The organism is Microbacterium sp. TS-1 (assembly GCF_000509385.1).
Taxonomy (GTDB): domain Bacteria; phylum Actinomycetota; class Actinomycetes; order Actinomycetales; family Microbacteriaceae; genus Microbacterium; species Microbacterium arborescens.
The window spans coordinates 2,299,978-2,326,435 of record NZ_BASQ01000001.1; the positions used below are offsets into that span (position 1 = coordinate 2,299,978).

The 26,458-nt window shown below is 71.4% G+C and carries 22 protein-coding genes; 19 read left to right on the forward strand and 3 right to left on the reverse strand.

The window, feature by feature from the left end; genetic code table 11:
• Positions 1-21 precede the first annotated feature (21 nt).
• Positions 22-1,998 carry a cytochrome c oxidase assembly protein gene (locus tag MTS1_RS10730; protein ID WP_023953705.1) on the forward strand — a complete coding sequence of 659 codons (1,977 nt, stop codon included), beginning with the start codon at positions 22-24 and terminating at the stop codon, positions 1,996-1,998.
• A gap of 6 nt (positions 1,999-2,004) precedes the next feature.
• Here MTS1_RS10730 and MTS1_RS10735 read toward each other — a convergent pair whose 3' ends face one another.
• A complete protein-coding gene (locus MTS1_RS10735; RefSeq protein WP_023953707.1) occupies positions 2,005-3,141 on the reverse strand; it encodes a hypothetical protein in 1,137 nt (378 codons plus the stop codon).
• 42 nt (positions 3,142-3,183) lie between these two features.
• Here MTS1_RS10735 and MTS1_RS10740 point away from each other — a divergent pair, with 42 nt between their 5' ends.
• Complete coding sequence (locus MTS1_RS10740; RefSeq protein ID WP_036304754.1) at positions 3,184-4,563, forward strand: ATP-dependent RecD-like DNA helicase; 1,380 nt, start codon at positions 3,184-3,186, stop codon at positions 4,561-4,563.
• A gap of 25 nt (positions 4,564-4,588) precedes the next feature.
• Here MTS1_RS10740 and MTS1_RS10745 read toward each other — a convergent pair whose 3' ends face one another.
• Together MTS1_RS10745 and MTS1_RS10750 are read right to left on the reverse strand one after the other, a co-directional pair.
• A complete protein-coding gene (locus MTS1_RS10745; protein ID WP_023953711.1) occupies positions 4,589-5,254 on the reverse strand; it encodes a heme oxygenase (biliverdin-producing) in 666 nt (221 codons plus the stop codon).
• Positions 5,255-5,325: 71 nt separating this feature from the next.
• The gene (locus tag MTS1_RS10750; RefSeq protein WP_023953713.1) at positions 5,326-5,634 is read right to left on the reverse strand and encodes a DUF2470 domain-containing protein; all 309 of its coding nucleotides are present in this window, start codon (positions 5,632-5,634) and stop codon (positions 5,326-5,328) included.
• A 78-nt stretch (positions 5,635-5,712) separates the two neighbouring features.
• Here MTS1_RS10750 and MTS1_RS10755 point away from each other — a divergent pair, with 78 nt between their 5' ends.
• The 17 genes from MTS1_RS10755 to MTS1_RS10835 all read left to right on the forward strand — a co-directional run bounded on the left by MTS1_RS10755 (position 5,713) and on the right by MTS1_RS10835 (position 26,292).
• The gene (locus MTS1_RS10755; protein ID WP_036304755.1) at positions 5,713-6,960 is read left to right on the forward strand and encodes a serine hydrolase; all 1,248 of its coding nucleotides are present in this window, start codon (positions 5,713-5,715) and stop codon (positions 6,958-6,960) included.
• A 296-nt stretch (positions 6,961-7,256) separates the two neighbouring features.
• Positions 7,257-8,951 (forward strand): ABC transporter substrate-binding protein, encoded by a 1,695-nt coding sequence (locus MTS1_RS10760; protein ID WP_023953717.1) that lies wholly within the window; start codon positions 7,257-7,259, stop codon positions 8,949-8,951.
• A gap of 1 nt (position 8,952) precedes the next feature.
• On the forward strand, positions 8,953-9,927 hold the full coding sequence (locus tag MTS1_RS10765; protein WP_023953719.1) for an ABC transporter permease: 975 nt from the start codon (positions 8,953-8,955) through the stop codon (positions 9,925-9,927).
• Positions 9,924-10,922: an ABC transporter permease gene (locus MTS1_RS10770; protein WP_023953721.1), complete on the forward strand. Its 999-nt coding sequence runs from the start codon at positions 9,924-9,926 to the stop codon at positions 10,920-10,922. The genes MTS1_RS10765 and MTS1_RS10770 overlap by 4 nt, the downstream gene beginning before the upstream one ends.
• 17 nt (positions 10,923-10,939) lie before the next feature.
• A complete protein-coding gene (locus MTS1_RS10775) occupies positions 10,940-11,818 on the forward strand; it encodes an ABC transporter ATP-binding protein (protein WP_023953723.1) in 879 nt (292 codons plus the stop codon).
• On the forward strand, positions 11,815-12,705 hold the full coding sequence (locus MTS1_RS10780) for an ATP-binding cassette domain-containing protein (RefSeq protein WP_023953725.1): 891 nt from the start codon (positions 11,815-11,817) through the stop codon (positions 12,703-12,705). The genes MTS1_RS10775 and MTS1_RS10780 overlap by 4 nt, the downstream gene beginning before the upstream one ends.
• Positions 12,702-13,991, forward strand: coding sequence for an alpha/beta fold hydrolase (locus tag MTS1_RS10785; protein ID WP_023953727.1), 1,290 nt, complete (start codon positions 12,702-12,704; stop codon positions 13,989-13,991). The genes MTS1_RS10780 and MTS1_RS10785 overlap by 4 nt, the downstream gene beginning before the upstream one ends.
• Complete coding sequence (locus MTS1_RS10790) at positions 13,988-15,430, forward strand: aminopeptidase P family protein (protein WP_023953729.1); 1,443 nt, start codon at positions 13,988-13,990, stop codon at positions 15,428-15,430. Before MTS1_RS10785 ends, MTS1_RS10790 begins: the two co-directional genes overlap by 4 nt.
• Positions 15,397-18,180, forward strand: coding sequence for a beta-L-arabinofuranosidase domain-containing protein (locus tag MTS1_RS10795; RefSeq protein WP_233494920.1), 2,784 nt, complete (start codon positions 15,397-15,399; stop codon positions 18,178-18,180). Before MTS1_RS10790 ends, MTS1_RS10795 begins: the two co-directional genes overlap by 34 nt.
• A complete protein-coding gene (locus tag MTS1_RS10800) occupies positions 18,177-19,079 on the forward strand; it encodes a dihydrodipicolinate synthase family protein (RefSeq protein WP_023953734.1) in 903 nt (300 codons plus the stop codon). Before MTS1_RS10795 ends, MTS1_RS10800 begins: the two co-directional genes overlap by 4 nt.
• 58 nt (positions 19,080-19,137) lie before the next feature.
• Positions 19,138-20,139: a proline racemase family protein gene (locus tag MTS1_RS10805; RefSeq protein WP_023953736.1), complete on the forward strand. Its 1,002-nt coding sequence runs from the start codon at positions 19,138-19,140 to the stop codon at positions 20,137-20,139.
• A complete protein-coding gene (locus MTS1_RS10810) occupies positions 20,136-21,116 on the forward strand; it encodes an ornithine cyclodeaminase family protein (protein ID WP_023953738.1) in 981 nt (326 codons plus the stop codon). Before MTS1_RS10805 ends, MTS1_RS10810 begins: the two co-directional genes overlap by 4 nt.
• The gene (locus MTS1_RS10815; RefSeq protein ID WP_023953740.1) at positions 21,113-21,823 is read left to right on the forward strand and encodes a GntR family transcriptional regulator; all 711 of its coding nucleotides are present in this window, start codon (positions 21,113-21,115) and stop codon (positions 21,821-21,823) included. Before MTS1_RS10810 ends, MTS1_RS10815 begins: the two co-directional genes overlap by 4 nt.
• The gene (locus tag MTS1_RS10820) at positions 21,820-22,986 is read left to right on the forward strand and encodes an FAD-binding oxidoreductase (protein ID WP_023953742.1); all 1,167 of its coding nucleotides are present in this window, start codon (positions 21,820-21,822) and stop codon (positions 22,984-22,986) included. Before MTS1_RS10815 ends, MTS1_RS10820 begins: the two co-directional genes overlap by 4 nt.
• Positions 22,983-23,306 (forward strand): (2Fe-2S)-binding protein, encoded by a 324-nt coding sequence (locus MTS1_RS10825; protein ID WP_023953744.1) that lies wholly within the window; start codon positions 22,983-22,985, stop codon positions 23,304-23,306. Before MTS1_RS10820 ends, MTS1_RS10825 begins: the two co-directional genes overlap by 4 nt.
• Positions 23,303-24,802 (forward strand): FAD-dependent oxidoreductase, encoded by a 1,500-nt coding sequence (locus MTS1_RS10830; protein ID WP_023953746.1) that lies wholly within the window; start codon positions 23,303-23,305, stop codon positions 24,800-24,802. Before MTS1_RS10825 ends, MTS1_RS10830 begins: the two co-directional genes overlap by 4 nt.
• On the forward strand, positions 24,799-26,292 hold the full coding sequence (locus MTS1_RS10835) for an aldehyde dehydrogenase (NADP(+)) (RefSeq protein WP_023953748.1): 1,494 nt from the start codon (positions 24,799-24,801) through the stop codon (positions 26,290-26,292). Before MTS1_RS10830 ends, MTS1_RS10835 begins: the two co-directional genes overlap by 4 nt.
• The last annotated feature ends 166 nt before the right edge of the window (positions 26,293-26,458 follow it).

Consider the following 26,458-nt stretch of genomic DNA (forward strand, 5'->3'; position numbering starts at 1 on the left):
CGGCCGCCGTAGGCTGGTGGGGTGGAATCCCGAGCGCAGCGTCTCGCCGGACCGGCGATCCTCGCTGTGTCGGCTCTCATCGTCGTCCTCATCGGCCTCGCGGCCGGCGGCGGCGCCGCCCCGCTGCAGCTGCTCGACCCCGGACCCCTCGTCCGGTGGGGTCTGCCGGTCATCAAGCTCGTCGTCAACCTCGCGGCGGCGGGCATGGTCGGATCCCTCGTCGTGGCGCTGTTCGCCCTGCGCGCGGGCGAGCGCCCGTTCGACACGGCCCTCGACGCCGCCTCGATCTCCGCGGCGATCTTCACCGTCGCGAGCGCGGGTACCGCGTTCTTCACCTTCCTCAACCTGTTGGGCGCGGCTCCCAGCGCCAGCGCGGAGTTCGGTCAGCAGCTCGGCCGATTCCTCGTCGACACCGAGGCCGGGCGCGCCTGGCTGCTGACGACGATCGCCGGCGCCGTGCTCACGGTGCTCACCTTCGCCGTCCGCGGCTGGACCTCGACGCTCATCGTCGGCATCCTCGCGGCGGCATCCCTCATCCCGATGGCGACGCAGGGCCACTCGGGCGAAGAGGCCAACCACAACATCGCGGTCACCGCGCTGGCGCTGCACATCGTCGCCGCGGCGGTCTGGCTCGGCGGCCTGCTGCTGCTCGTCATCATCCGGCCCGTCGTCGACCGGGCCGACATGGTCGCGATCGTGTCGCGCTACTCGAGCATCGCGCTCGTGGCCTTCATCGTGGTCGCGGTCTCGGGAACGGTCCGCGCCGCCGTCGCGATCCTCTCGCCGGCCAACCTGTTCTCGCCGTACGGGGCGCTGCTGCTGGTGAAGGTCGTCGCCCTCATCGCGATGGGCATCCTCGGCGCCTCGTATCGCGGACGGCTCATCTCCAAGCTCGCCTCATCGGGCGCGGCGCGGGTGTTCTGGCTGCTCGTCACCGTCGAGATCGTCTTCATGGGCATCGCGAGCGGAGCGGCCGCCGCGCTCGCGCGCACGCCGCCGCCCGTCGACACGACCCTCCCCGAGCAGCAGACCCCGGCCCAGATCCTGACCGGCACGGTCCTGCCTCCCGAGCTGACGATCGACCGCTGGTTCACGATGTGGGATGTCGATCTGCTCTGGGTCTTCGCCGTCGGGTTCGGCCTGTTCTTCTACCTCGCCGGTGTCCGGCGTCTGCGCAAGCGCGGCGACCGCTGGCCGATCTACCGGACGGCGCTGTGGGTCTTCGGCCTGCTCCTGCTGCTGTGGGTCACGAGCGGGCCCATCAACGCCTACCAGGACTACCTCTTCAGCCTGCACATGGTCGGGCACATGCTGCTGTCGATGGCGATCCCGCTGTGCCTCGTGGCGGGGGCGCCCGTGACGCTGGCCGCCCGCTCCATCCGCAAGCGCGACGACGGGTCGCGCGGTGGACGCGAGTGGATCCTCTGGGCCGTTCACACCCCGTTCTCGCGCGTCGTCACGCATCCGGCGTTCGCGTCGATCATGTTCATCGGCTCGCTGTGGGTGTTCTACTACACCGATCTGTTCCGCTGGTCGCTGTACGACCACATCGGACACGAGTGGATGGTCGTCCACTTCCTCATCTCGGGCTACCTGTTCGTGCTGTCGCTCATCGGCATCGACCCGGTGCCCTACCGCCTGCCGTATCCGTTCCGTCTGCTCACGCTCATCGCGGTCATGGCGATGCACGCCTTCTTCGGCATCGCGATCATGATGTCGTCGGGGATGTTCGCCGCGGAGTGGTTCGGATCGATGGGCCGAACGTGGGGGCCGACGCCGCTCGAGGACCAGTACATCGGCGGCGGCGTCGCCTGGTCGGTGGGGGAGATCCCCACCCTGATCCTCGCGATCACGGTGGCGATCCAGTGGAGCCGATCGGATGACCGGATGCAGCGCCGCCGCGACCGTCAGGTCGACCGTGCCGGCGACACCGAGCTCGAGGAGTACAACGAGCGCCTCGCCGAGCTCGCGCGCCGCGACGCCGCGCGGAGCCGCTGACCCCGCTCAGCCCTGGTCGGCCGACACCTGGATGGATGCGGTGCCGTCGGGCAGGATCGTGATCGATCCGGTCAGGAAGAACTCGACGTCCTCCGACACCTCGTTGAGTCGCCCGTCGTAGATCGAGCGGATGTCGACGTCGATGTGCGCGACGGCCCGGGTGCTCGGGATGGCCCACTGCGCGCCGTCGGGGACGACCTCGATCTTCGGGTTCTCCGCGATCGACCACTGCGGCGCGCCTTCGACGCGGTTGCGGACGAAGTACCCGAACGGGCATCCCGTGGGCTGCAGCACCTGCTGCGTCGCGCACGATGCGAGGAACTCGTCGACGCGATCCTGCACGACGTCGACGAACTCCGGCGTCGGCTGCGCCTGCAGATCGACGGGGACCGCCTTCTGCGGAGCGTCGGAGAGCACGGCCACCCCGGGGGTCTGCGCCGTCGGGGTGTCGACCGAGATCGAGTAGGCGCCGGGAGAGAAGACGAGCATCGAGACCGGCACGAGCGGATCGGCATCCACGCCCTCGGGTGCGACCTGCCGGGTGTCGAGCTCGAAGCCGTTGACCTGGAACCGGGTGGCTCCCCGCACGGTCAGGTCGATCGCCGACAGCGGGCTGTGCGCGAAGCGCCATGCGGGGGCGACGCCGATCCAGCCGTCCTGCTCGACGTCGAACTGCGTGCGGCCGCGGTGACCGTTCGCGAGGTAGGTCACGGTGATCTCGGTGACGTCGCCGCGGACGCGCTCGCCGATCACCGAGACGTCCGACAGCGGTGCGAGGGCGGCGCGGCGCAGCAGCACCTCGGATGTCGTCGACGGCAGCTCCGCCGCGGCGAGCTCGGCCGAATCCATCGCGACGCCCGGCAGGCGCAGGGCGTCGGCGGCGCTGCCGCTGCTCAGCAGCGACAGATAGCGCTCGACGAACGCGGCGGGACTGTAGAGCGTGCGGTACACCGCGACTCCGCCGACGCCCAGAGCCCCGAGGGCGAGCACCGACAGCAGCCCGATCGCGGTGAGGTCGAGGGCGAGCCGGCGACCGCTGCGTGCACCCCGACGGCGACCCTGCCCGGGGCGGCGGGCGCTCTCGGGCGCGCTCGACTCATCGTCGCCGGTCGCGGCGTCCGGAGTCGTCTGCGCCTCGTGCACAGCACAAGTCTAGGAAGGCTCACCTGTGGCTACCATGAATCGGTGACCTTGCCGCCTCTCTCCGCTGAGCAGGAGGCACTGTTCCGCCGGATCGAGACGACCCGCGACCACGTCTTCGTCACCGGGCGAGCCGGTACCGGCAAGTCGACACTGCTGCAGCACCTCGCGTGGAACACCGACAAGCAGATCGCGATCTGCGCTCCGACGGGCGTCGCTGCGCTCAACGTCGAGGGGCAGACGATCCACTCCCTCTTCCGGCTGCCGATCGGACTCGTCGCCGACAGCGAACTCGAGCAGTCCGAGCCGACGCGCCGCATCCTCAACGCGATCGACACGCTCGTCATCGACGAGATCTCGATGGTCAACGCCGATGTGATGGATGCGATCGACCGGTCGTTGCGACAAGCGCGTCGTCGGCGCTCCGAGGCGTTCGGCGGCGTGCAGATCGTCATGTTCGGCGACCCATATCAGCTCTCGCCGGTGCCGCCGCGCGGCGACGAGCTGAAGTACATCCGCGATCACTATCGCTCGTTCTGGTTCTTCGACGCGCAGGTGTGGGCGGGCCCGAAGGCGGATGCCGGCGCGATCCGCTCGGATGGACTGCTCGATCTCGGCCGGGTCGGCGCTCCGCTGCACATCGCGGAGCTCGGCGAGATCCATCGTCAGGCGGACGCGGGGTTCAAGGAGATGCTCAACGCCGTCCGGTACGGCGTCGTCACGGCCGACATCGCCGCCGCTCTCAACGCGGCGGGCGCCCGCACACCGCCGCCTCCCACCGGTGACGAGCCGCCCGTCATCACGCTCGCGACCCGCAACGATGCCGTCAACCGCATCAACCAGCGGCATCTCGACGCCCTCACGGGCCCGGTGCAGACGGCGAAGGCCGATGTCAGCGGCGACTTCGGGCGGGGGGAGACGTCGTACCCGGCCGACCCCGAGCTGCAGCTGAAGGTCGGCGCGCAGGTGATGTTCCTCCGCAACGACGTCGCGGGCTATGCCGGTGACGGCCCGCGCTGGGTCAACGGCTCCATCGGAACCGTCACCCGCATCGCGGGGTCATCGGTCCGCGTGGAGCTCGACGGCGAGGAGCACGACGTCGAGCCTGCCGTCTGGGAGCGGTTCCGTTACGCGTACGACCCGGGCTCGCGCAAGCTGACCCGCGAGATCGTCGCGGAGTTCACGCAGTTCCCGCTCCGACTGGCCTGGGCGGTGACGATCCACAAGTCGCAGGGCAAGACCTACGACCGTGCGATCGTCGACCTCGGGTCGGGCGCCTTCGCGCCGGGGCAGACCTACGTCGCGCTCTCGCGACTGACCTCGCTCGACGGGCTCTACCTGTCGCGACCGCTCCGGCCCAGCGACATCCTGGTCGACCACGACGTGCGGCGCTTCATGGCCGCCGTCCGCGCCGCCGGCATGTGACCGGCGGCGTCACGCGTCGCGGGGATCAGGCGACGACGGATGCCGCGCGCGCGGCCTTCGCGTCGGCGAGATCGGTGAACAGGTCGGTGTTGAACTGGTAGGCGACGAGCACCTCGTCGATCACCCGCTGCTGCTCGGCCTCGTCCCAGGGAGCGGCGTCGAGCTGCTCGCGGTAGCGCTCCTTGAACGCCGCCGGATCGGCGATGTCGCCGAAGATGTAGAAGCCGATGCCGTTGGTCTCGAAGCCGAACTGGCGGGCCATCAGCTTGCCGATGAACAGGCCTCCCGACAGGTCGCCGAGGTAGCGGGTGTAGTGGTGCGCGACGAAACCGCCGGCCCAGGTAGCCCCGACCTCGTTGATGCGGGCGACATAGCGCTCGGTCGTCGGCAGCGGCGTGATCCGCTCGCGCCAGTCTGAGCCGATCAAGAACTCGAGGTCGGCCTCGAGCGCGGGGAGCCGGGTGAGCTTGTCGCTGATGAACGTGGCGGCCACCGGGTCGGCCGACATCCGGGATGCCGCGGCTTCGAGCGCCTCGTAGATGAACCAGTGCTGCGCGACCAGGGCGACGTAGTCGTCGCGGGTGCCCTTGCCGCGCATGAGGTCGGACATGAAGCCGGCGCCTTCGCTGCCGGAGTGCGCAGAGCTGGAGCGCTCGCGGAGAGCGGTCGAGAAGGGGATCGGTTCGAGCATGGCCCGACGATAGCACTTAGGTACAGCTAACCTGAAGGTTTCTCGCCGACCTCTTAACGAATCCGTAACGCTCAGTCGTGCGGGCGCGGCTCCACGCCGAGTCGCGCACAGGCCTCGTCGTACAGCGCGACGATCTCCCGGCGCACCTCGCGGCGCTCGGTGATCGGGCCGCCGGGCCACGCCACGCGGATCTCCCGGATGCCGCCGTCGGGCCCCACCGCCTGCCAATCCCCGCCGTCGCCGTCGAAGTGCGTCATCGTCGCCGCCGCGGCATCCGGTTCGCCGAACGCGCGCGCGATGAGCAGGTTGTCGTCGCGGTGGTCGTCGTTCATGTGACCGAGCACGCCGGAGATGGCGTCGGCGTCGAAAACGTGTGTCATGGGTCCACCCTAGGTTCGCGGGATCCTCAGGAGCGGTGTGATTCACTGGAGGCATACATCTCGGGGGGTGGCTCAGGAATGCGTGCGACTCGACGCCGTCGAAGCGCGGGGATCGCCGTTGCGGTCGCGCTCGCGCTCGGTCTTTCGGCGTGCGCGCCCGCGAGCGTCAGCAGCGTCGCCGTGCCCCCGCAGGCCGACGGTGAGATCGGCGGCGACACGCAGGCGCAGCTCACCGCCGCGGTCGAGCGTGCGATGGCGATGACCGGCTCGGCCGGTGCGATCGCGGGCGTCTGGGTGCCCTGGTCGGGCGAGTGGGTGCAGGGCTTCGGCACCAACCCCGACGGGACCGAGGTCACTGCCGACGACTCCTTCAAGGCCGGACCCGTCACCCGCGCGATGACGTGCGACGTGCTCTACGGCATGGCAGCCGACGGCACGGTCGAGCTCGACGACCCCGTGACGGAGTGGATCGTCGGATTCCCCGCGACCCCGGTCGTCACCCTCGAGCAGCTCTGCGACAGCACGTCCGGCCTCGGTTCGTACCAGCCGCGTCTGCAGGGCCGGTGGGAGGCGAATCCGGCGCGCCCGTGGGCTCCGCACGAGCTCCTCGCCTACGGTCTGGCGGCCTCGGGCCCGACGGGCGGCACCTCCTACGTCGATTCGGATGCCGGGTACGTCCTCCTCGGCATGGCGCTGGAGCGCGCCTCGAGCAGCACCGCCGCGGAACTGTTCCAGCGCTACGTCTTCGAGCCGCTCGGCATGGCAGGCTCATCCCTGCCCTCGCGCACCGCGGACATCGGACTCCACGGCACGCAGTCCGTGCTGACGCCCGAGGGGACGCCCGACTGCGCGACGGCGGCCGACCTCACCGCTCTGTCGCCCTCGGCCGGGTTCACGGCCTCGGGCGTCGTCACGACGGCAGCCGACCTCGGCCGCTATGTCCGCGCGCTCGCGACGGGGCTGCGTCCGTTCGACGACGACCAGCGGTTCGGCTCCCCCATCCCGGTGGGCGAGGGGTCGCCGACCTGGTACACCGTCGACGGCGGCACCTATCAGGCGGGAACCCTCATCGGGCAGTACGGCTCGATCCCGGGCTACCAGACCGTGGCCTTCGCCGACCGCGAGACGGGCCTCACGGTCGTCGCCGTGCTGAACAACTCCCGCGCTTCGGCCGAGGCGGTCCGCGTGCTCGGGTGGCAGCTCGCCGCGATCGCGTCGAAGGCTCCCGCCGCCTCGGGCGAGACCGCGCCGCCGGCGGGTCTGCCCTGGACGCCCGAGCAGATGGACGGCGACCTCGCGTCGGTCGCGATCTGCCCGCTTCCCTGACGGGGCTGCGCCGCAGCGCGAGCTTCGGAGAATGTCGCCTACCTCGGAGCGATGACTCGGTAGCAGCCGATATCGCCGTGATTCTCCGAGTCTCGCGCGCCCGGGGCGACGCTCGCTGTGTTTCGCGGATGTGAAGAAACGGCCGGATCGCGTGACGATCGTGTCACGCGGACCTCCCCGCGCTGCAGACCTCGGTAGAACGGATGCAGCGTGATCGTGCAATTGCACATTGCACCGTGATGTTGTTTCATGGACAGCACTCGACGCAATGGAGCAGAGAAAGGGAAGGTCCACCGATGACCACCACCAGGAGATTCGCCGGCATCCTCGCCGCGGGAACGGCCATGGCACTCGCCCTCACGGCGTGCGCCGGTGGCGGCGGTTCGCCGCAGCAGACCGGCACCGACGGAACGCCGCAGACCGGCGGAACCGTCCACATGCTCCAGAACGCCGACTTCTCGTACCTCGACCCCGCCCGTGGCTGGGACGGCGGCGTCAACGCGTTCTACCGTCTGCTCTACCGCGGCCTCACGATGCAGGCCGCGGGCGACTCCGACGACCCGAACGCTATCGTTCCCGACCTCGCGACCGGCCTCGGCGAGGTGTCCGACGACGGACTCACCTGGACCTACACGCTCAAAGACGACCTCTTCTTCGACAACGGCGACCCGATCACCTCCGCCGAGATGGAGTTCGGCATCTCCCGCGCATGGGATCCGCAGATCGGCATCGGCTCGCCCTATCTGAAGTCCGTCATAGACGCGCCCGCCGACTACCAGGGCCCCTACGTCTCGGGGGATCTCCCCACGATCGAGACGCCCGACGCGAAGACGATCGTCTTCCACCTCAAGGCGCCCTTCCCCGAGTTCGACAACGTGCTCGCCCAGCCCAACGCCGTGCCCTTCCCAATCGGTTCCGGCGGCGGCGACGAGTTCATCAACGACGTCATCGCGTCAGGCCCCTACACGCTCGATTCCTACACCCCCGGCAGCACCATCAAGCTCGTGCGCAACGAGCACTGGGAGCCCGAGACCGACGAGGTGCGCAAGGCGTACCCCGACCAGTGGCAGTTCGACATCGGCATCGACGGCGCGACGATCGACGAGCGCATGATCGCCGGGCAAGGCGCCGACCAGAACGCGATCGCGGGCAAGATCGCGGGCGCCACGCTGCCCCGCATCCAGACGCCGCAGCTGCAGGAGCGTGCCATCACCGCTCCGGCGTACTGCACGACCTACATGTCGCTCAACACGTCGAAGCCGCCCTTCGACGACCTGCGCGTGCGCCAGGCGGTGAACTGGGCGCTCGACCGCGCCAGCATCCAGAACGCGTCGGGTGGAAACCAGCTGGCGGATGTCGCGACGACGATCATCCCGCCGGCGGTCAGCGGGCACCTCGACTACGACCTCTACCCCTCCGACGGCAACACCGGCGACGTCGACGAGGCCGTGGCGCTGCTCGCGGAGGCCGGGCTCGGCGACGGGTTCGAGTTCACCCTCGACATCCGCTCGAACCCCGTCGCCCAGGCGCAGGCCGAGGCCGTGCAGCAGGGCCTCGAGCGCATCGGTGCGACCGTGAAGCTCAACGTCATCGACACCTCGATCTACTACGAGACCATCGCGACGCCGTCGCAGCAGAACAACGCCGCGATCACCGGGTGGTGCCCCGACTGGGCCTCGAGCGCCAGCACCTTCATCCCGCCGCTGTTCGACGGCGCGGCCATCACCGAGAAGGGCAACCAGAACCTCGCTCAGCTGAACGACCCGGCCGTCAACGAGCGGATCGCCGAGATCCGTGGGATGACCGACGTCGATGCCGCCAACGAGGCCTGGGGCGAGCTCGACCAGCAGATCATGGAGCTCGCGCCCATCGCGCCGATGGTCTTCGAGAACGGCATCTTCCTGCCGGGGTCGAACATCGCCGGCTACATCCCCAACACCAACATGACCGACCTCACGATCGTCGGTCTGAAGGACCCCTCGAAGGGCTGACATGACCTTCAGCTCGGCCCCCCTCGAGGTCGAGGCCACGCCGGGCGGTGATTCCCCTCTCGACGAGTCGGTGGAATCCCGTCCGGCGTCCGGCCGGAAACTCCTCCGAGGCTTCCTCACCGATGTGCCCGCGATGCTATCGCTGGCCTACATCGTGCTCGTTCTGCTCATGGCGGTCTTCGCGCCCCTCATCGTTCAGATCAGCGGCTGGTCTCCGTACCAGTTCGACCAGAGCGCGATCGACCCCAATATGGGCGCGATCCCGATCGGGCCCCTCGGCGGCATCAGCGCCGAGCACTGGTTCGGGGTCGAGCCCGGCAACGGCCGCGATATCTTCGCCCGGATCGTCTACGGCGCCCAGGTCTCGATGACGGTCGCGCTGTCGGCCACCCTCTTGACCACGGTGCTCGGAGTCGTCCTCGGGATGCTGGCCGGATACCTCGGCGGCTGGGTCGACACGGTCATCTCGCGGGTCATGGAGTTCCTCATGGCCTTCCCCGCGCTCATCTTCATGATCGCGATTCTGTCGGCGCTGCCGGCGGACAAACGCGTGCTGCTGCTCGTCGTCGTGATCTCACTGTTCGGGTGGCCCTACCTCGCCCGCATCGTGCGCTCGCAGACGCTGTCGCTCAAAGAGCGCGAGTTCGTCGAGTCGGCTCGCGCCTCGGGCGCCTCGAGCGTGCAGATCATCTTCCGCGAGATCCTGCCGAACCTCTCCTCGACCATCATCGTGATGGCGACCCTCGCGGTGCCGGGATACGTCGGCACCGAGGCGGGGCTGTCGTTCCTCGGTGTCGGGGTCGTCCCGCCCACGCCGAGCTGGGGCCAGATGATCGCCTCGGCGGCGCCCTGGTATGCGGTCGACCCGATGTACTTCCTCATCCCGGGCGCCTTCCTCTTCCTCCTGGTGCTCTCGTTCACGACCCTGGGCGACCGCATCCGCGCGCTCGTCGGCAGCGCGGAGGTGCGCGCGTGACCCGCTTCGTCCTCTCGCGCGCGACCGGCATGGTCGTGGTGCTGTTCCTCGTGACGCTCTTCACGTTCGTGATCTTCTTCGTGCTCTCGCCCGACCCGGCGGTGCAGATCTGCGGCAAGAACTGCACGCCCGAGCGCATCGACCAGATCCGTGCGAACCTCGGGCTCGACCAGCCCTTCCTCACGCAGTTCTTCACGTACCTCTCGGGTCTGTTCGTCGGCCGCGAGTACGAGATCGCGGGCGCGACGGTCGCATGCGGCGCCCCGTGCCTCGGGTACTCGTTCCAGACCGGGCAGCTCGTGGGCGACATGATCGTGCAGCGCCTGCCCATCTCGGCGACGATCGCGATCGGGGCGGCGGTGCTCTGGCTCGTCGGCGGCGTCGTCGGGGGCGTCCTCAGCGCCGTGCGCGAGGGGAAGTTCACCGACCGGTTCGTGGCCGGGCTGACCCTCGGGTCGATGTCGATCCCGAACTACGTCCTGGCCCTGGCCCTGCAGTTCGTCCTGGTCGTCTCGCTCGGATGGCTGCCGTTCCCGCAGGCGGTGCCGTTCGCCGATGATCCGGTGCAGTGGTTCCTGAACTTCCTCATGCCGTGGATCGTGCTCGCGGTCGGATACGCCGCCGTCTATACGCGGCTCACGCGGGCGAACGTGATCGACACCCTGCAGGAGAACTTCGTGCGGACGGCGCACGCGAAGGGGCTGCGGCCGAGCCTCGTGTGGCGCCGCCACGCGTTGCGCCCGGCGCTGACCCCCATCGTGACGATCTTCGGGATGGACGTCGCCGGTCTCCTCGGCGGCGCGGTGATCACCGAGACCGTGTTCGGCATCAACGGCGTGGGCAAGCTCACCGCCGACTCGATCTCGTCGAACGACCAGCCGGTCATCATGGCGGTGACGCTGCTCTCGGCGTTCTTCGTCATCGTCGGCAACCTCGTCGTCGACCTGCTCTACGCGGCGATCGATCCTCGCGTGCGGACGGCGGCCAAAGCATGAGCGGCGAAAGGATGCCGATGACGGACGACCTCCTGCGCGTCGATGACCTGACGGTGCAGTTCCGTACCGCCGGCGGCTCCGCCCGCGTCGTCGACGGCCTGAGCTTCGCGATTCCGCGCGGCGGGGCGCTCGGGATCGTCGGCGAGTCGGGCTCGGGCAAATCGATGACGAGCCTCGCGATCATGGGGCTGCTGCCCCGGGGCGGCAGCGCCACGGGCTCGGTCACCTTCGACGGACGGGATCTGCTGACCCTCCCCGGCCGGGAGATGCGGCAGGTTCGCGGCGACCGGATCGCGATGATCTTCCAAGACCCCCTCTCGTCGCTCAATCCGTACTACACCGTCGGTACGCAGATCGCCGAGGCGTACCGGTCGCACCGGTCGGGCGTCTCGCGCCGTGAGGCCCGGCGGGTCGCGATCGAGGCGATGGAGCGGGTGCACATCAGGGATGCCGCGAAGCGCGTCGACCACTACCCGCACCAGTTCTCGGGCGGAATGCGTCAGCGCATCATGATCGCGATGGCGCTCAGCATGGAGCCCGAGCTGATCATCGCCGATGAGCCGACCACGGCCCTCGACGTGACGGTGCAGGCGCAGATCCTCGATCTGCTCGCCGAGATCCGCCGCGACACGGGCGCCGGCCTCATCCTCATCACGCACGACCTCGCGGTCGTCAGCGAGGTGACCGAGCAGATCGTCGTCATGCGAGCCGGTCGCATGGTCGAGCGGGGCAGCGTCGAAGGGGTCTTCAGCGACCCGCAGGAGGAGTACACGCGGCGACTGCTCGACGCCGTTCCCCGCATCGACGACGCGATCGGCGAGCTGCGCACGACCGATATCGCGATCGTGCCGGACAGCGAGATCACGCCGGACGACGGAATCGAGGAGACGGCATGACCGACCAGACCGCGCCGCTGTGCCGTGCAACGGGCCTCGTGAAGGAGTTCGCGAGCCCGGGTGCGACGATGTTCTCGCGCAGCAGCCGCTTCCGCGCCGTCGACGGCGTCGACCTCGACATCCGGCGCGGCGAGACTCTCGCCCTCGTCGGCGAATCGGGTTCGGGAAAGTCGACCGCCGCGCGGCTGATCGCCCGTCTCATGGACGCCACGGCGGGGACGATCGAGTTCGAGGGGCGGGATGTCACGCACCTGCAGGGGCGCGACCTCCTCGCTTTCCGCAGCGACGTCCAGGTGATCTTCCAGGACCCGTACTCGTCGCTCAACCCCAAGCACACCGTCGAGCGACTCGTGACAGCACCGCTGCGGTATCAGAATCGGAAGATCCCGGGCGGGGCGCGCGCGTTCACGCGGTCGCTCATGGACCGGGTGGGGCTCAACCCCGACCATTCCGACCGGTATCCGGCGCAGTTCTCGGGAGGTCAGGCACAGCGCATCGGCATCGCCCGGGCGCTCGCGGTCGGACCGAAGATGGTCATCTGCGACGAGGCGGTGTCGGCGCTCGACGTCTCGGTGCAGGCGCAGGTGATCAACCTGCTGACCGCGCTGCAGCGCGACGAGGGCTTCGCGTACCTCTTCATCGCGCACGACCTCGCTGTCGTCCGCCAGATCGCGACCCGCATCGCCGTGATGAGCCGCGGTTCCATCGTGGAGACGGGGGAGCGCGACCGCGTCTTCGAGAGCCCTCAGCACGAGTACACCCGTACGCTGCTCGCGGCGGTGCCCCGCATCAACCCCGAGTGGGACCGCCGCCGGCGCGCCGCCGAGAAGGCTCGCCGTGCCCGCGCAGCAGCCGCGGCATCCGACACCCAGACGGAGGCGTCATGACGACCGAATACCACCTGCCCGGCATCCGCGTCGCGGAGCGTCGCATCGAGGTCCCGCTCGACTGGAGCGCCGGTACAGCAGCGGCCGGGACGATCGAGCTGCTCGTGCGCGAGCTCGTCGATCCCGACCGGGCGCGCGATGAGCTGCCGCTGCTCGCGTTCCTGCAGGGCGGCCCGGGTGGTTCGAACCCACGGCCGCTGCGTCGCGAGGGCTGGATCGACGAGGCCCTGCGCGATTATCGCGTGGTGCTCGTCGACCAGCGCGGCACCGGGGGCAGCACGCCCCTCGAAGCCGTCGACGTGGCCGGGCTCGACGCCGCGGCCGGCGCGGACCTGCTGTCCCTCCACCGCGCCGACTCGATCGTCCGCGACCTCGAGCACGTCCGCGAGACGCTCTACGGCGGGCGGCGGTGGGCGACACTCGGGCAGAGCTACGGCGGCTTCCTCACGCTCACCTACCTGTCGACGGCGCCCGAGGCGCTGACCTCCTGCTACGTCTGCGGCGGCATCCCCGGCACCCCGCCGCGGGCCGCCGAGGTCTACGCGCGCACCTTCGACCGGGTCGCGGCGAAGACGGCGGAGCTGTACCGGCGATTCCCCGAGGATGCCGAGGCGATCGCGCGCATCGCCGACCGGCTCGCCGAAGGCGACGTGACCCTCCCCGACGGCGACGTGCTGACCGTGCGCCGCTTCCAGTCGCTCGGGATCGACCTCGGGATGAAGCCCGGCCACGAGCGCCTGCACTGGCTCGTCGAGAAGGCGTTCGCCCGGCCCGGGCGGCTGTCGGAGGCGTTCCTCGCCGACGTGCAGTCGCTCAGCTCCAGCGCCGGCAACCCGCTGTTCTGGACCCTGCAGGAATCGATCTACGGCGACCCGAGCAGCGGGCCGACCGCGTGGGCGGCGCAGGCCGAGCGCGACCGTCGTCCCGAGTTCGACGAGGACCGGCGGCCCTTGCTGTTCACGGGCGAGATGGCCTTCCCCTGGATGTTCGACGAGGTGCGTCTGCTTCGCGGGTTCCGGGAGGCCGTCCATGCGCTGGCCGCCCGCGACTCCTGGACGCCGTTGTACGACCTCGACCGGCTCGCCGCGAACGACGTGCCGCTGGCGGCGGCGGTGTACTTCGACGACATGTACGTCGATGCGGGGCTGCAGCTCGAGACGCTGTCGCGCATCGGCAACGCCCAGTCGTGGGTGACGAACGAGTTCGAGCACGACGGCATCGGCTCGGGTCGCACGTTCACGCGACTGCGCGAGCTGGTCCGAGACCGCGGAGGAGAGAAGCGATGACCGCCCCCGACACCCCCCGTCCGCCCTACGCCGGCACGCGGTACCCGCGGCTCGCGCAGGTGCCGGCGTTCACCGAGTTCGTCTCGCGCGACTGGGCCGACGTGCCGACCCGCCCACAGCTGCCCGCGGGCGCCCCGGCCGCGGCATCCGATCATCGCGACCGCCTGAGCGCCGCGCTTCCCGGGCGGGTGATCGTCGCGGCCGCCGGTCACGCGCCCGTCCGCAACGACGACGCCCACTACGGCTTCCGCGCCGACAGCGGCTTCGTCTGGCTGACGGCGTGCCAGGTCGAGGGGGCCGTGGTCGTGCTGTGGCCCACAGCCGGCGGTCATGACGCCGTGCTGTACCTGCCGCCGCCGTTCCGCCCCGGTGACGCCGGCTTCTTCTCGGATGCGAACCACGGCGAGCTCTGGGTCGGCCCCTCGGCCGGTCTGCCCGAGTGGTCCGACGCGCTGGACATGACCGTCGAGCCGCTCGCCGCGCTCGACCGGCGCCACGGCGAGCTGCGGGGTGCCGCCGCCGCGCGCTCTGCAGCCGCGCTCGCCGCCGAGGTGGGGGCCGAGGTGTCGGTCGAGCTCGAACGCGCGCTCGCCCGCCTGCGAATGGTGAAGGACGCGTGGGAGATCGGCCAGCTCCGCGAGGCCGTCGACGCGACGGTCGCCGGATTCGGCGCGGTCGTGGCCGAGGTGCCGCGGGCGATCGCCGACGGCCTCGGCGAGCGGTGGCTGCAGGGGACGTTCGACCGCCACGCACGCACGTTCGGGAACGGACCGGGCTACTCCACGATCGTCGGGTCGGGCGCGCACGCGCCCATCCTGCACTGGGTGCGGTGCGACGGCGAGGTCGTTCCGGATGCCGCGCTGCTGCTCGACATGGGCGTCGAGGCCCGGTCGCTCTACACCGCCGATGTGACCCGCACGGTTCCCGCGAGCGGAACGTTCTCGCAGACCCAGCGCGCGGTGCACGATCTCGTCGAGAAGGCGCACCGTGCGGGACTCGACCGCATCCGGCCGGGCGTGGCGTATCTCGACTTCCACTTCGCCGCGATGGAGGTCGTCGCGCAGGGGCTGCACGACTGGGGGCTGCTGCCGGTCTCGGTCGACGAGGCACTGTCACCCGAGGGGCAGCAGCACCGCCGATACCTCGCCTGCGGGATCGGCCATCACCTCGGGCTCGACGTGCACGACTGCAGTCAGGCGCACTACGAGGACTACATGGGTGCGGCGCTCGAGCCGGGCGTCGTCATGACCGTCGAGCCCGGTCTGTACTTCCACGCCCACGACCTGACCCTCCCGCCCGAGTTGCGCGGCATCGGCGTGCGCCTCGAAGACGATGTGCTCGTCACCGACGCGGGCTCGGAGGTGCTGTCGGCGGCCCTGCCGATCTCCGCCGCCGAGGTCGAGGCGTGGACGCGCGCGCAGTGGGCGGACGAGCGATGACGGATGCCGCACCCCGCGCGCTGCCGTTCCCCTACGGGGCGGTGCGACTGAAGCCGACGAGCGCGTTCGCCCCCGCCCATGACCGGATGCTGCGCCTCGCCCGGGTCTACCCGATCGACCGGATCCTCGCGGTCTTCCGCGCCGGCGCCGGGCTCGACACCCGCGGGGCGGTGCCGCCGGGCGCGTGGGAGGGCTTCGGTCATCCGGCGGAGGAGTCGTGGGGCGAGCACGACTATCCCGGTCGTGAGGTCGCGCAGACGGCGAATCTGCTGCGCGGACACTACACGGGCCATTTCCTCTCGATGCTCGCGCTGGCTGCTGCGGGCGAGGACGACGACGAGCTGCGATCGCGCGTGGACGAGCTCGTGGGCGGGCTCGCCGAGGTGCAGCAGGCGCTCGCCGCCACCAGACGGTACTCGCACCCGGGCCTTCTCTTCGCCTCGGGCGAGTGGCAGTTCGCGCGGCTCGAGCATCTCGCGCCCTACGGCGAGATCTGGGCGCCGTATTACACATGCCACAAGCTCATGGCGGGCCTGCTCGACGCCTACGAGCTCGCCGGCAACGAGCAGGCCCTCGAGGTCGTCACGGGTATGGCGCACTGGATCGCGGGCCGCCTCGAGAAGCTCGATCACGACCACCGCCAGCGCATGTGGTCGCTCTACATCGCGGGCGAGTTCGGCGGCATGAACGAGACGCTCGCGCGGCTCAGCGCCGTCGCCGGCGAGCCGCGCTTCCTCGCGGCGGCGCGAGCGTTCGATCAGGCAGACCTGCTCGACGCGGCATCGTCGGGGCGCGACATCCTCGACGGCATGCACGCCAACCAGCACCTGCCTCAGCTCGTCGGTTACGTGCGCGAGTACGAGCTCACCCGCGAGCGCCGCTACCTCGCCGCCGCGATCGGGGTGTTCGACCAGATCGTCCCGGGACGCATGTACGCGCACGGCGGCACCGGCGAGAACGAGCTGTGGGGCCCGCCGCGCACGGTCGCGGGCGACATCGGCCGGCGCAACGCCGAGACCTGCGCGACCTACAACCTCGTCAAGCTCGCCGAGGCGCTGTTCGGTCATACGCTCCAGCCCCGCTTCCTCGACTACGCGGAGCGGGCGCGGCAGAACCAGATTCTCGGCTCGCGGCGCGCGGTCGACTCCGACGACAGCCCCGAGGTGACGTACATGTTCCCGGTGCACGCCGGTGCGCTGCCCGAGTACGACAACGTCGGCACGTGCTGCGGCGGGACCGGGCTCGAGAACCACGTCAGTCATCAGGCCGGGATCTTCTTCCGCGAGACCGGCGCGAAGCCCGCGCTGTGGGTCGCCCGCTACACGCCCGCCGAGCTGCGCTGGGATGAGCGAGGGATCCGCGTCGACATCGACCAGGAGCATCCCTTCGCAGACCGCGTCACGCTCCGAGTGCGGACGACCCAGGCCCGCCCGGTGCGGTTGACGATCCACCTGCGCATCCCCGAGTGGGTGGCCGGTGGCGCCGAGGTCGCCGTCGACGGACGCCGGTTGGAGCTCGACGCGCGCCCGGGCGGTTCCGTCACGATCGACCGTGCTTGGCAGGGCGACGAGAGCATCGAGCTGGCGCTTCCCGCTGCGCTCCGCTCCGAGCCGACGATCGACGACCCGGAACTGCGCAGCCTGCGCTACGGGCCGCACGTGCTCGTCGCGCGCGACGAGTCGACGACGACGATCGAACGATCATGGAACACGCAGCGGATGCCGGGAGGTGCGACCCGTGCCGACGTCGACGATGTCTCGGCGGCGCTCGCGGCGACCGGCGCGGTTTCGATCGCCGGGCTTCGCCACGAACCGGTCTGGAACGGCTCCGACGAGCGGTACCACCTGTATTCGCGAGGCGCAGACCGGACGATCGGGTTCGCCGGCGTCGAGACGGGGGTGCCCGCACGGCGGCGCGCCGACGGCACCACACTGGTCGACGACCTGTGGGTCGAGCCCGCGCCGCAGGACGACGCCGAGCTGCTCGACCGGCTCGTCGCGGTGTGCCGCAGCGGCATGGCGGACTCGCTCGTGAGCGCGTCGGAAGCACGGGCCGTCATCGGCGCCGGGCTCGACGCCGGCCTCGGGATCGGCGCCGAGTCGGCCGTGACCGCGGATGCCGCGCGTCGCGCGCGGGACGTCGTCGGGGCGTTCAGCACGACCCCGGATGCCGCCATGCCGCCGACCGTCGACATCGGGGTCTCACCCGCGCCGGCGGCGTCGGGGTGGTTCACCGTCCCTCCCGCCGTCGAGGTGCGGGCCACCGGCGTGGCCGGCGACCGGCTGCGTCTCGAGCTGCGCATCGACGACGGCGCCTGGCGCACGGCCGACGGCCCCGTCATCGTCGATCGCGAGGGCCTCGTGCGGCTCGAGGCGCGCGCGATCGACGGGGACGGGCGGTCGAGTACCGTGCGGCGCGAACTCGCGATCGACACCCAGCCCCCGCAGAGCGAGGCGCGGGTGAAACAGCTCGGCGCCGCCGTCGAGATCACGCTCGTCGCCACCGACGACGTCTCCGGTGTCGACGGCATCCGCTGGGCGGGGGAGGGGACCTTCTGGGCGACGTTCCAGGAAGCCTTCGTCCGCGCCCTCACGGATCGCGAGCAGGTGATCGAGTTCGCCGCGACGGATCGGGCAGGCAACGAAGAGGCGCGTCACCGACTCACTCTTCCGCCCGCCCCGGAATTGGATACCATTGCAATTGCACTGACACCGGCGCCTGACATCGCCAGATCGGAGAACGACTCATGACCGACCGCAAGCCCTGGCACGGCGTCAACCTCGCGACCACGCTGCCGTTCCGCGACGACCTGTCCGTCGACTACGACGCCTACGCCGAGCTCGTGCGCTTCACGACGCAGAACGGCGTGACCGGCATCATCCCCAACGGCTCGCTCGGCGAGTATCAGACGCTCACCGAGGAGGAGCGCAAGCGTGTCTTCCTCACCGCCGTCGAGGCCGCGCCCGGCGCCGCCGTCATCCCGGGCGTCGGAGCCTACGGCGCTCTCGAGAGCGTGCGCTTCGCCGAGCACGCCGCCGAGAACGGCGCTCCGGCCGTCATGCTGCTGCCGCCGAACGCCTACCGGGCGAGCGACGACGAGGTCGTCGACCACTATCGCCGGGTCGCTGCGGTCGGCCTGCCGATCCTCGCGTACAACAACCCCATCGACACGAAGGTCGACCTGCGTCCCGACCTGCTCGCGCGGCTGTTCGCCGAGGGGCTCATCGTCTCGGTCAAGGAGTTCTCGGGCGACGTCCGTCACGCCTACGAGATCCGCGAGCTCGCGCCGGGCCTCGACATCTCGATCGGATCCGACGACGTCGTGTTCGAGCTCGGCCTCAACGGCGCCGTCGGCTGGGTCGCCGGCTACCCCAACGCGATCCCCGCGTCGACGGTCGAGCTCTACACGCTCTCGACCTCCGACGACCCGCAGGACTGGGTGCGGGCGCGCGAGATCTACCGCGACCTGCACCCGCTGCTGCGCTGGGACTCCAAGACCTGGTTCGTCCAGGCGATCAAGCTCTCGCAGCAGGTCGCGGGCGTGCTCGCGAGCACGACGACCCGTCCGCCGCGCCTCGCCCTGCCCGACGAGGTGGCCGCGCGTATCATCGCGGACACCGAGGCCGTGCTGAGCAAGGGCTACCGCTGACCCGCGGCAACCGTCCCCGCTGAACCCGCCCCGCCGCCGACGACCGAAAGGCTCCTTCATGCGCACGAAGCGCGTCTTCCACGCCGTGGACTCCCACACCGAGGGGATGCCCACCCGTGTCATCGTCGGCGGCGTCGGCACCCTGCCCGGGGCCACGATGGAGGAGCGGCGGCAGCGGTTCATGGTCGAGAACGACGGGCTGCGACGCCTGCTCATGAACGAGCCGCGGGGTCACAGCGCGATGAGCGGGGCGATCCTGCAGCCCCCGACTCGGCCGGATGCCGATGTCGGCGTGCTCTACATCGAGGTGTCGGGATGCCTGCCGATGTGCGGCCACGGCACGATCGGGGTCGCCACCGTGCTGGTCGAGACCGGCATGGTGCCCGTCGTCGAGCCGGTCACGACGATCCGGCTCGACACCCCCGCGGGGCTCGTCGTCGCCGAGGTGGAGGTGTCGGACGGTCACGCCGATCGCGTGACCATCCGCAACGTGCCCTCGTTCGTCGTCGGGCTCGGCCGCTCGGTCGAGGTTCCGGGGTTCGGGCGGGTGCCCTACGACCTGGCGTTCGGCGGCAACTTCTACGCGATCGTCCGGCTCGACGACCTCGGGCTGCCGTTCGAGCGTGCCCGCAAGGACGACCTGCTGCGCGCCGGGCTGGCGATCATGGCCGCCGTCGACGAGGACGACAGCCCCGTGCATCCGGTCGACGGCACCATCCGCGGCTGCCATCACGTCTATCTCGAAGCGCCCGGGTCGACCGCTCGGCACTCGCGGCACGCGATGGCCATCCATCCCGGCTGGTTCGACCGGTCGCCGTGCGGCACCGGCACGAGCGCGCGCATGGCGCAGCTCCACGCCCGGGGCGAGCTCGCGCTGCACACCGACTTCGTCAACGAGTCGTACATCGGCACCGCGTTCACGGGCCGCCTCGTCGAGCAGACCGAGGTCGCCGGCATCCCCGCGGTGATCCCGACGATCACGGGCCGTGCGTGGGTCACCGGCACGGCGCAGTACATGCTCGACCCGAGCGACCCGTTCCCCGAGGGGTTCGTCCTGTGAGCGCAGCGTCGGCGGGTATCCCCGTCGTCTCGGCGGCCGACATCGAGCGCGCGATGACCCCGCCCGCGGCCGTCGAGGCGATCGACGCGGCGCTGCGATCCGGACTCGACGTCGAGGCCGACCACGAGCGCATCTTCGCGCCGCTGTCGGCGGGCGACTTCCTGCTGATGCCGTCGGAGTCACCGGATGCCGTCGGCATCAAGGTGGCCACGATCGCGCCCGGGAACACGCGGCTCGGGCTGCCGAAGATCAGCGCCTGGTATCTGGTGTTCGATCGCGCGACCCTGCAGCCCGCGGCGATCATCGACGGCACGCGACTGACGACGCTGCGGACGCCGGCGGTCACCGCGGTCGCCGTCCGCGCTCTGCTCGCCGCCGACCCACGCGGCGCCCGGCGGCGGATCGATCGTCTCGCGGTGCTCGGCTCGGGCCCCCAGGCGATCGAGCACGCGACGACGCTCGCGGCGATCCTGCCGGTCGGCGAGGTGACGATCGTCGGGTGCACGCCCGAGCGGGTCGAGGACGCCGTGGCGATCCTCCGCGACCGCGGCATCGACGCGCGGACGGCGACGCTCGCGGCTGCCCGGGACGCGGATGTCGTCGTCACGGCGACGTCGTCGAGCACGCCCGTCCTCGACCTGGACGACATCGCCCCGGGCGCCGTCGTCGCCGCCGTCGGGGCGCACGGACTCGATCACCGTGAGCTCGGGTCCGATCTCGTCCGGGCGGCCGACATCGTCGTCGAAGCCCGCGCCTCGGCCGTGCGGGAGAGCGGCAACCTCGCGGGCGCAACACGCGGCGGCGAGCCTCTCGCCGAGCCCGCGAACCTCGTCGAGCTCGTCTCGGGCCGCCTGTCACGCCGCCCCGGCGCGCCCGCCGTCTACACCGGCGTCGGCATGGCCTGGGAAGACCTCGCCGTCGTGCAGGGGATCATGGAGGTCATGCGGCGGGGGTCCGCATCGGAGGAGACGACATGAGCACGCCCGAGTTCCGCAACGTGGTCCGGCTGGACAAGCAGCCCAGCATCCGTTCGACGGTCACGCGCGCGCTTCGCGCCGCCGTCATCAGCGGCGAGCTGCAGCCCGGACGGGTCTACTCCGCGCCGAGCCTGGGCGAGCAGTTCGGCGTCTCGGCCACGCCCATCCGCGAGGCGATGCTCGACCTCGCCCGCGAGGGGCTCGTCGTCACGATCCCCAACCGCGGGTTCCAGATCACGGAGGTCTCCGAGCGCGACCTCCGCGAGGTCACCGAGCTGCGCCTGATGCTCGAGCCGCCCGCCGTCGAGCGTGCCACCCCGCTCATCCCGGCGTCGGCGCTGCCGGACCTCCGGCGCAAGGCCGCCGACATCGTCGCGGGCGCACAGTCGGGCGACCTGGTCGAATACCTCGCCGCCGACAGCGACTTCCACCTCGCGCTGCTGCAGTACGCCGGCAACGCCCGGCTCGTCGACCTCGTCGCGGGGCTGCGCTCGCAGACGCGATTGTTCGGACTGGCGAACCTCCACGAGCAGGGGCGCCTCGTCGCGTCGGCCCACGAGCACGACCTCATGCTCGATGCGATCGAGGCGGGCGACGCCACGGGCGCCCGTGACCTCGTCCACCGCCACATCGAGCACGTGCTCACCGACTGGTCGGGCGAGGCCCCCGCACGCTCGGATGCCGCGGACGGTGGTGTCGGCACGTGACGGATCGCCCCGGGCGCCCCGACGTCCTCATCATCGGTGCGGGCATCGTCGGCGCCGCGGTCGCCCGAGCGGCGGCCGAGGCCGGGTTCTCGGTGACCGTCGTCGAGCGAGGGACCATCGCTGCCGGCACGACGAGCCGGTGCGAGGGCAACCTCCTGGTCTCCGACAAGGAGGTCGGGCCCGAGCTCGAACTCGCGCTCCACTCGCAGCGCATCTGGCGCGGCGAACTGGCCGAACACGCGTCCAGGTGGGAGTTCGAGGCCAAGGGCGGGCTCGTCGTCGCGGCGAGCGAGGGCGGCAAGGCGGCCCTCGACGCGCTCGCCGAGCACCAGCGCTCGCTCGGCATCCGGGCCGACGACGTGCCCGACATCGCGGCGCTGCACGACATCGAGCCATACCTCAACCCCGCGATGGCCGGCGGGGTGTACTACCCCGACGACGCTCAGGTTCAGCCCGTCCTCGCCGCGCACCATCTGCTGCGGCTCGCCCGCGACCGCGGAGCCCGGCTGCTGACGGGTGTGACGGTCACCGGCATCCGCACCCGCGCCGGTCGCGCTATCGGCATCGACTCCTCGGCGGGCGCGATGGACGCGGGCGTCGTCGTCAACTGCGCCGGGCCGTGGGCGGGCGAGATCGCCGCGCTCGCCGGGCTCGAGCTGCCCGTCCTGCCGCGGCGCGGCTTCGTGCTGGTGACCGAGCCTGTGCCGGTGACGGTGCGGCACAAGGTGTACGCGGCCGAGTACGTGCAGAACGTCGCGTCGTCGGACGCGGGGCTCCAGGTCTCGTCGGTCGTCGAGGGAACGCCCAGCGGCACGATCCTCATGGGCGCGAGCCGCGAGCGCGTCGGCTTCGACACGTCGTTCTCGGCCGAGGCAGTCGGACGCGTCGCGCGCGCGGGCGCCGAGCTGTTCCCGGTACTCGCCGACGTGCAGATCCTCCGGACGTACTCGGGCTTCCGGCCGTACTGCCCCGATCATCTGCCGGTCATCGGCCCCGACGCCCGGCTTCCGGGGCTCTGGCATGCCGCGGGACACGAGGGCGCGGGCATCGGACTCTCCGTCGGCACGGCCGCCCTCATCGTGCAGGCGCTTCGCGGCGAGCCCACCGACCTGCCGCTCGACGCCTTCCGGCCCGAACGCTTCGCCGAGCGGGTTGCGGCATGAGCGCGGAGATCGCGGGCGACGACACCTTCCGCTTCGACGGTGCACCGGTGCCGTTCCTTCCCGGCCAGACCGTGGGCGGTGCACTCGCGGCATCCGGCGTCGTGTCGTGGCGGGCCTCGCGAGCAAGCGGTGAGCCGCGCGGGCTCTTCTGCGGGATCGGTGTCTGCTACGACTGCCTGCTGAGCGTCGACGGGCAGCGCTCGCAGCGCGCCTGCGTCACTCCCGCACGTCCCGGCCAGGACGTCCGAAGCGACGACCCGGACGCACCCCTCGCGCTTCCCGCGCCGTCGTCAGCCGCGCCGGAAGGGGCTGGATCGTGAGCGTCGAGAGTCGTGCCGACCTCGCCGTCGTCGGGGCGGGCCCCGCCGGTCTCTCGGCCGCCGTCACGGCTGCCGAGGCCGGGCTGCGGGTCGTCCTCGTCGATGCGGGCACGCAGACGGGCGGCCAGTACTGGCGGCATCCCGACGAACGGCATCTCGACGCCTTCGCCGATCCCGAGCACACGGGGCACCACCACTGGGAGCACTATCGCGGGCTGCGCGATCGGCTGCGGCGTCAGGTCGAGGCTGGAGGTGTCGTCCACAGCGCCGGTCGGCAGGTGTGGCGGATCGACCGCGCGGCGGGCGCCGGGTTCCTGCTGCGGACGACCGCCGTGACCGGGGCGGATGCCGCGGCGCCGGTCGATCGCGCGATCCGCGCCGGGCGTGTGGTGCTCGCGCCCGGCGCCTACGACCGTCAGCTGCCCGTGCCGGGCTGGACGCTGCCCGGCGTCATGGCCGCCGGCGGCGTGCAGGCGATGCTGAAGGCGAACCAGGTCGCGGCCGGCCGTCGCGCCGTCGTCGCCGGAACCGGGCCGTTCCTCCTCTCGGTCGCCGCGGGACTCGCGCGGGCGGGAGTCGAGGTCGTCGCTGTCTGCGAGGCGAACGCGCTGTCGCGCTGGGCCGCGACCCCGCTGCGGGCGCTGCAGGAGCCGGGCAAGCTCATCGAGGGGGTCGGCTACGCGACGACCTTCGTCCGTGGCCGCATCCCGCTGCGCACCCGCACCGTCGTGACGTCCGTCACGGGGGAGGGGCGCGTGACCGGCGCGACCATCGCCCGGGTGGATGCCGCGGGGCGCGTGCGTCCGGGAACCGAACGCACCCTCGACGTCGACCTCGTCGCCTTCGGCTGGGGCTTCACCCCGCAGATCGAGCTCGTGGTCGGTGCCGGGGCCGAGACCCGCATCGACGTCGACGGGTCGCTCGTCGCGGTCGTCGACGGCGACCAGCGCACGAGCGTGCCCGGTCTCTACGCCGCCGGCGAAGCGACCGGCATCGGCGGCGCGGTGCAGTCGTGCGCCGAGGGCGAGTTGGCAGCCCTCGCCGCGGCCGTCGACGCGGGGCTGCCGGTTGCGGCGGCCCCGGCGCGGCGCTTGCGACGGCGGATCGCCCGCGGCCGGAGCTTCGCCGTCGGGATGCACCGGGCGAGCCCCGTGCCCGAGCAATGGGCGACGTGGCTCCGCGACGACACCCTCGTGTGCCGGTGCGAGGAGGTGCCGCTTTCGGCCGTCCGCGACACGGTGACCGACCTCGCCGCCGACGACGCGCGGGATGTGCGCGTGACCGCGCGCCCCGGCATGGGGATGTGCCAGGGGCGGGTGTGCGGCTTCGCACTCTCGTGCCTCGTCGAACGGGAAACGGGGCGACCCCGCCAGGCGGCCGACGTCGAGCCCCTCGTCCGTCGACCGATCGGCACACCCCTCCGCGTCGCAGATCTCGCCGACCTCGCCGACCTCCCCGACCCCGCAGACCTCTCTCCTCGGAAGGAACGCTCATGACCACCGCCGCCTCCCCCGCCACGGCGACGCCCGTCGCCGACACCCCGATCGCCGAGGTCGACGCGTTCGTCGGGATCGCCGCCGACGCGTCATCCGCTTGGCGTGCCGCCCCGATCGCCGTCCGGGGCGAGGCCCTGCGCGCGGTGGCCGAGGGCCTGGATGCGCGTGCCGACGACCTCGTGCTTCTCGCCGGCCGCGAGACGCATCTCGCCGAGGCGCGGCTGCGGGGTGAACTGAAGCGCACGACATTCCAGCTGCGCCTGTTCGCCGATGTGCTCGCCGAGGGGTCCTGGCTCGATGCACGCATCGATCACGCGGTCGCCGACTATCCGATGGGGGCGCCGCGCCCCGACATCCGCCGTCAGCTCGAGGGCATCGGCACGGTGCTCGTCTTCGCCGCGAGCAACTTCCCGTTCGCGTTCTCCGTCGCCGGCGGCGACACCGCCAGCGCGCTCGCGGCGGGGAACGCCGTGGTGCTCAAGGCTCACCCGGGGCACCCGCACCTGTCTGAGCTCACCGGCGAGATCGTCACGGCCGCCCTCGCGGCGGCGGGCGCGCCGGCGGGCATCTTCACGGTCATCCACGGGACGGATGCCGGGGTGCACGCGCTGCGGCATCCTGAGGTCCGTGCCGCCGCGTTCACCGGCTCGATCGCCGGTGGCCGGGCACTGTTCGACATCGCGATGTCGCGGCCCGAGCCGATCCCGTTCTACGGCGAGCTCGGCAGCGTGAACCCCGCATTCGTCACGCGCGGTGCCGCCGCGGGGCGCAGCGCGGAGATCGCCGAGCAGTTCGTCGCCTCGGTCACCGGCAGCGCGGGGCAGCTGTGCACGAAGCCCGGGCTGCTGCTTGTTCCGGCGAGGTCGGGCGTCGTCGACGCCCTCGCCTCGACCGTGCTGCCGGAGCCCGCGCCGCTGCTCAACGACTCGATCGCCTCGGGCTTCCGCCGCGCGCTGGAGGGCGCCGCGGGGCATGACGGCGTCGACGTGCTCGCCGGGACGCCCTCGTCGGACGGCGACGCGCCGCCCGCGCCGGCGCTGCTGCGGACGACCGCCGCCGCGGTGATCGCCGACCCCGACGCACTCGTATCGGAGATGTTCGGGCCGGCGGCTCTCGTCGCCGAGTACGACGACGACGCCCAGCTCGTGGCGGTCGCGAAGCTGCTCGAGGGTCAGCTGACCGCGACGATCGTCGCCGAGGAGGGCGATGCGGTGGCGGCCGAGCTGCTGCCCGTGCTCGCGACGAAAGCCGGACGGGTGCTGTGGAACCAGTGGCCGACCGGCGTCTCCGTGACGTGGGCGCAACAGCACGGGGGACCGTACCCCGCGACGACAGCGGTCGGCACGACGTCGGTCGGAACCGCCGCGATCACCCGCTTCCTGCGGCCGGTCGCGTACCAGAACGTGCCCGACGCGCTGCTGCCCGCCGCGTTGCAGGAGGCCAACCCGCTGGGCATCCCCCGTCGCGTCGACGGCATCCTGCACCCCTGACCCCGCCCCCGCCGGGCGCGCCCCTGTCGACTCGCCACGAACTGCGGATCCCGCACCCCTTGGACCCGCCTTTCGTGGCGACTCGACGGGATGGGCCCCGCCCGGCCCCGCCAACCCATACGTCGACTCGCCACGAACTGCGGATGCCGGCACGCCCGGACCCGCG

Bases quoted from the DNA above. Each gene is read 5' to 3' on its own strand.
- MTS1_RS10745 (WP_023953711.1), bottom strand. From the start codon at position 5,254: ATGCTCGAACCGATCCCCTTCTCGACCGCTCTCCGCGAGCGCTCCAGC.
- MTS1_RS10750 (WP_023953713.1), bottom strand. From the start codon at position 5,634: ATGACACACGTTTTCGACGCCGACGCCATCTCCGGCGTGCTCGGTCAC.
- MTS1_RS10755 (WP_036304755.1), top strand. From the start codon at position 5,713: ATGCGTGCGACTCGACGCCGTCGAAGCGCGGGGATCGCCGTTGCGGTC.
- MTS1_RS10760 (WP_023953717.1), top strand. From the start codon at position 7,257: ATGACCACCACCAGGAGATTCGCCGGCATCCTCGCCGCGGGAACGGCC.
- MTS1_RS10765 (WP_023953719.1), top strand. From the start codon at position 8,953: ATGACCTTCAGCTCGGCCCCCCTCGAGGTCGAGGCCACGCCGGGCGGT.
- MTS1_RS10775 (WP_023953723.1), top strand. From the start codon at position 10,940: ATGACGGACGACCTCCTGCGCGTCGATGACCTGACGGTGCAGTTCCGT.
- MTS1_RS10780 (WP_023953725.1), top strand. From the start codon at position 11,815: ATGACCGACCAGACCGCGCCGCTGTGCCGTGCAACGGGCCTCGTGAAG.
- MTS1_RS10785 (WP_023953727.1), top strand. From the start codon at position 12,702: ATGACGACCGAATACCACCTGCCCGGCATCCGCGTCGCGGAGCGTCGC.
- MTS1_RS10790 (WP_023953729.1), top strand. From the start codon at position 13,988: ATGACCGCCCCCGACACCCCCCGTCCGCCCTACGCCGGCACGCGGTAC.
- MTS1_RS10800 (WP_023953734.1), top strand. From the start codon at position 18,177: ATGACCGACCGCAAGCCCTGGCACGGCGTCAACCTCGCGACCACGCTG.
- MTS1_RS10805 (WP_023953736.1), top strand. From the start codon at position 19,138: ATGCGCACGAAGCGCGTCTTCCACGCCGTGGACTCCCACACCGAGGGG.
- MTS1_RS10815 (WP_023953740.1), top strand. From the start codon at position 21,113: ATGAGCACGCCCGAGTTCCGCAACGTGGTCCGGCTGGACAAGCAGCCC.
- MTS1_RS10825 (WP_023953744.1), top strand. From the start codon at position 22,983: ATGAGCGCGGAGATCGCGGGCGACGACACCTTCCGCTTCGACGGTGCA.
- MTS1_RS10835 (WP_023953748.1), top strand. From the start codon at position 24,799: ATGACCACCGCCGCCTCCCCCGCCACGGCGACGCCCGTCGCCGACACC.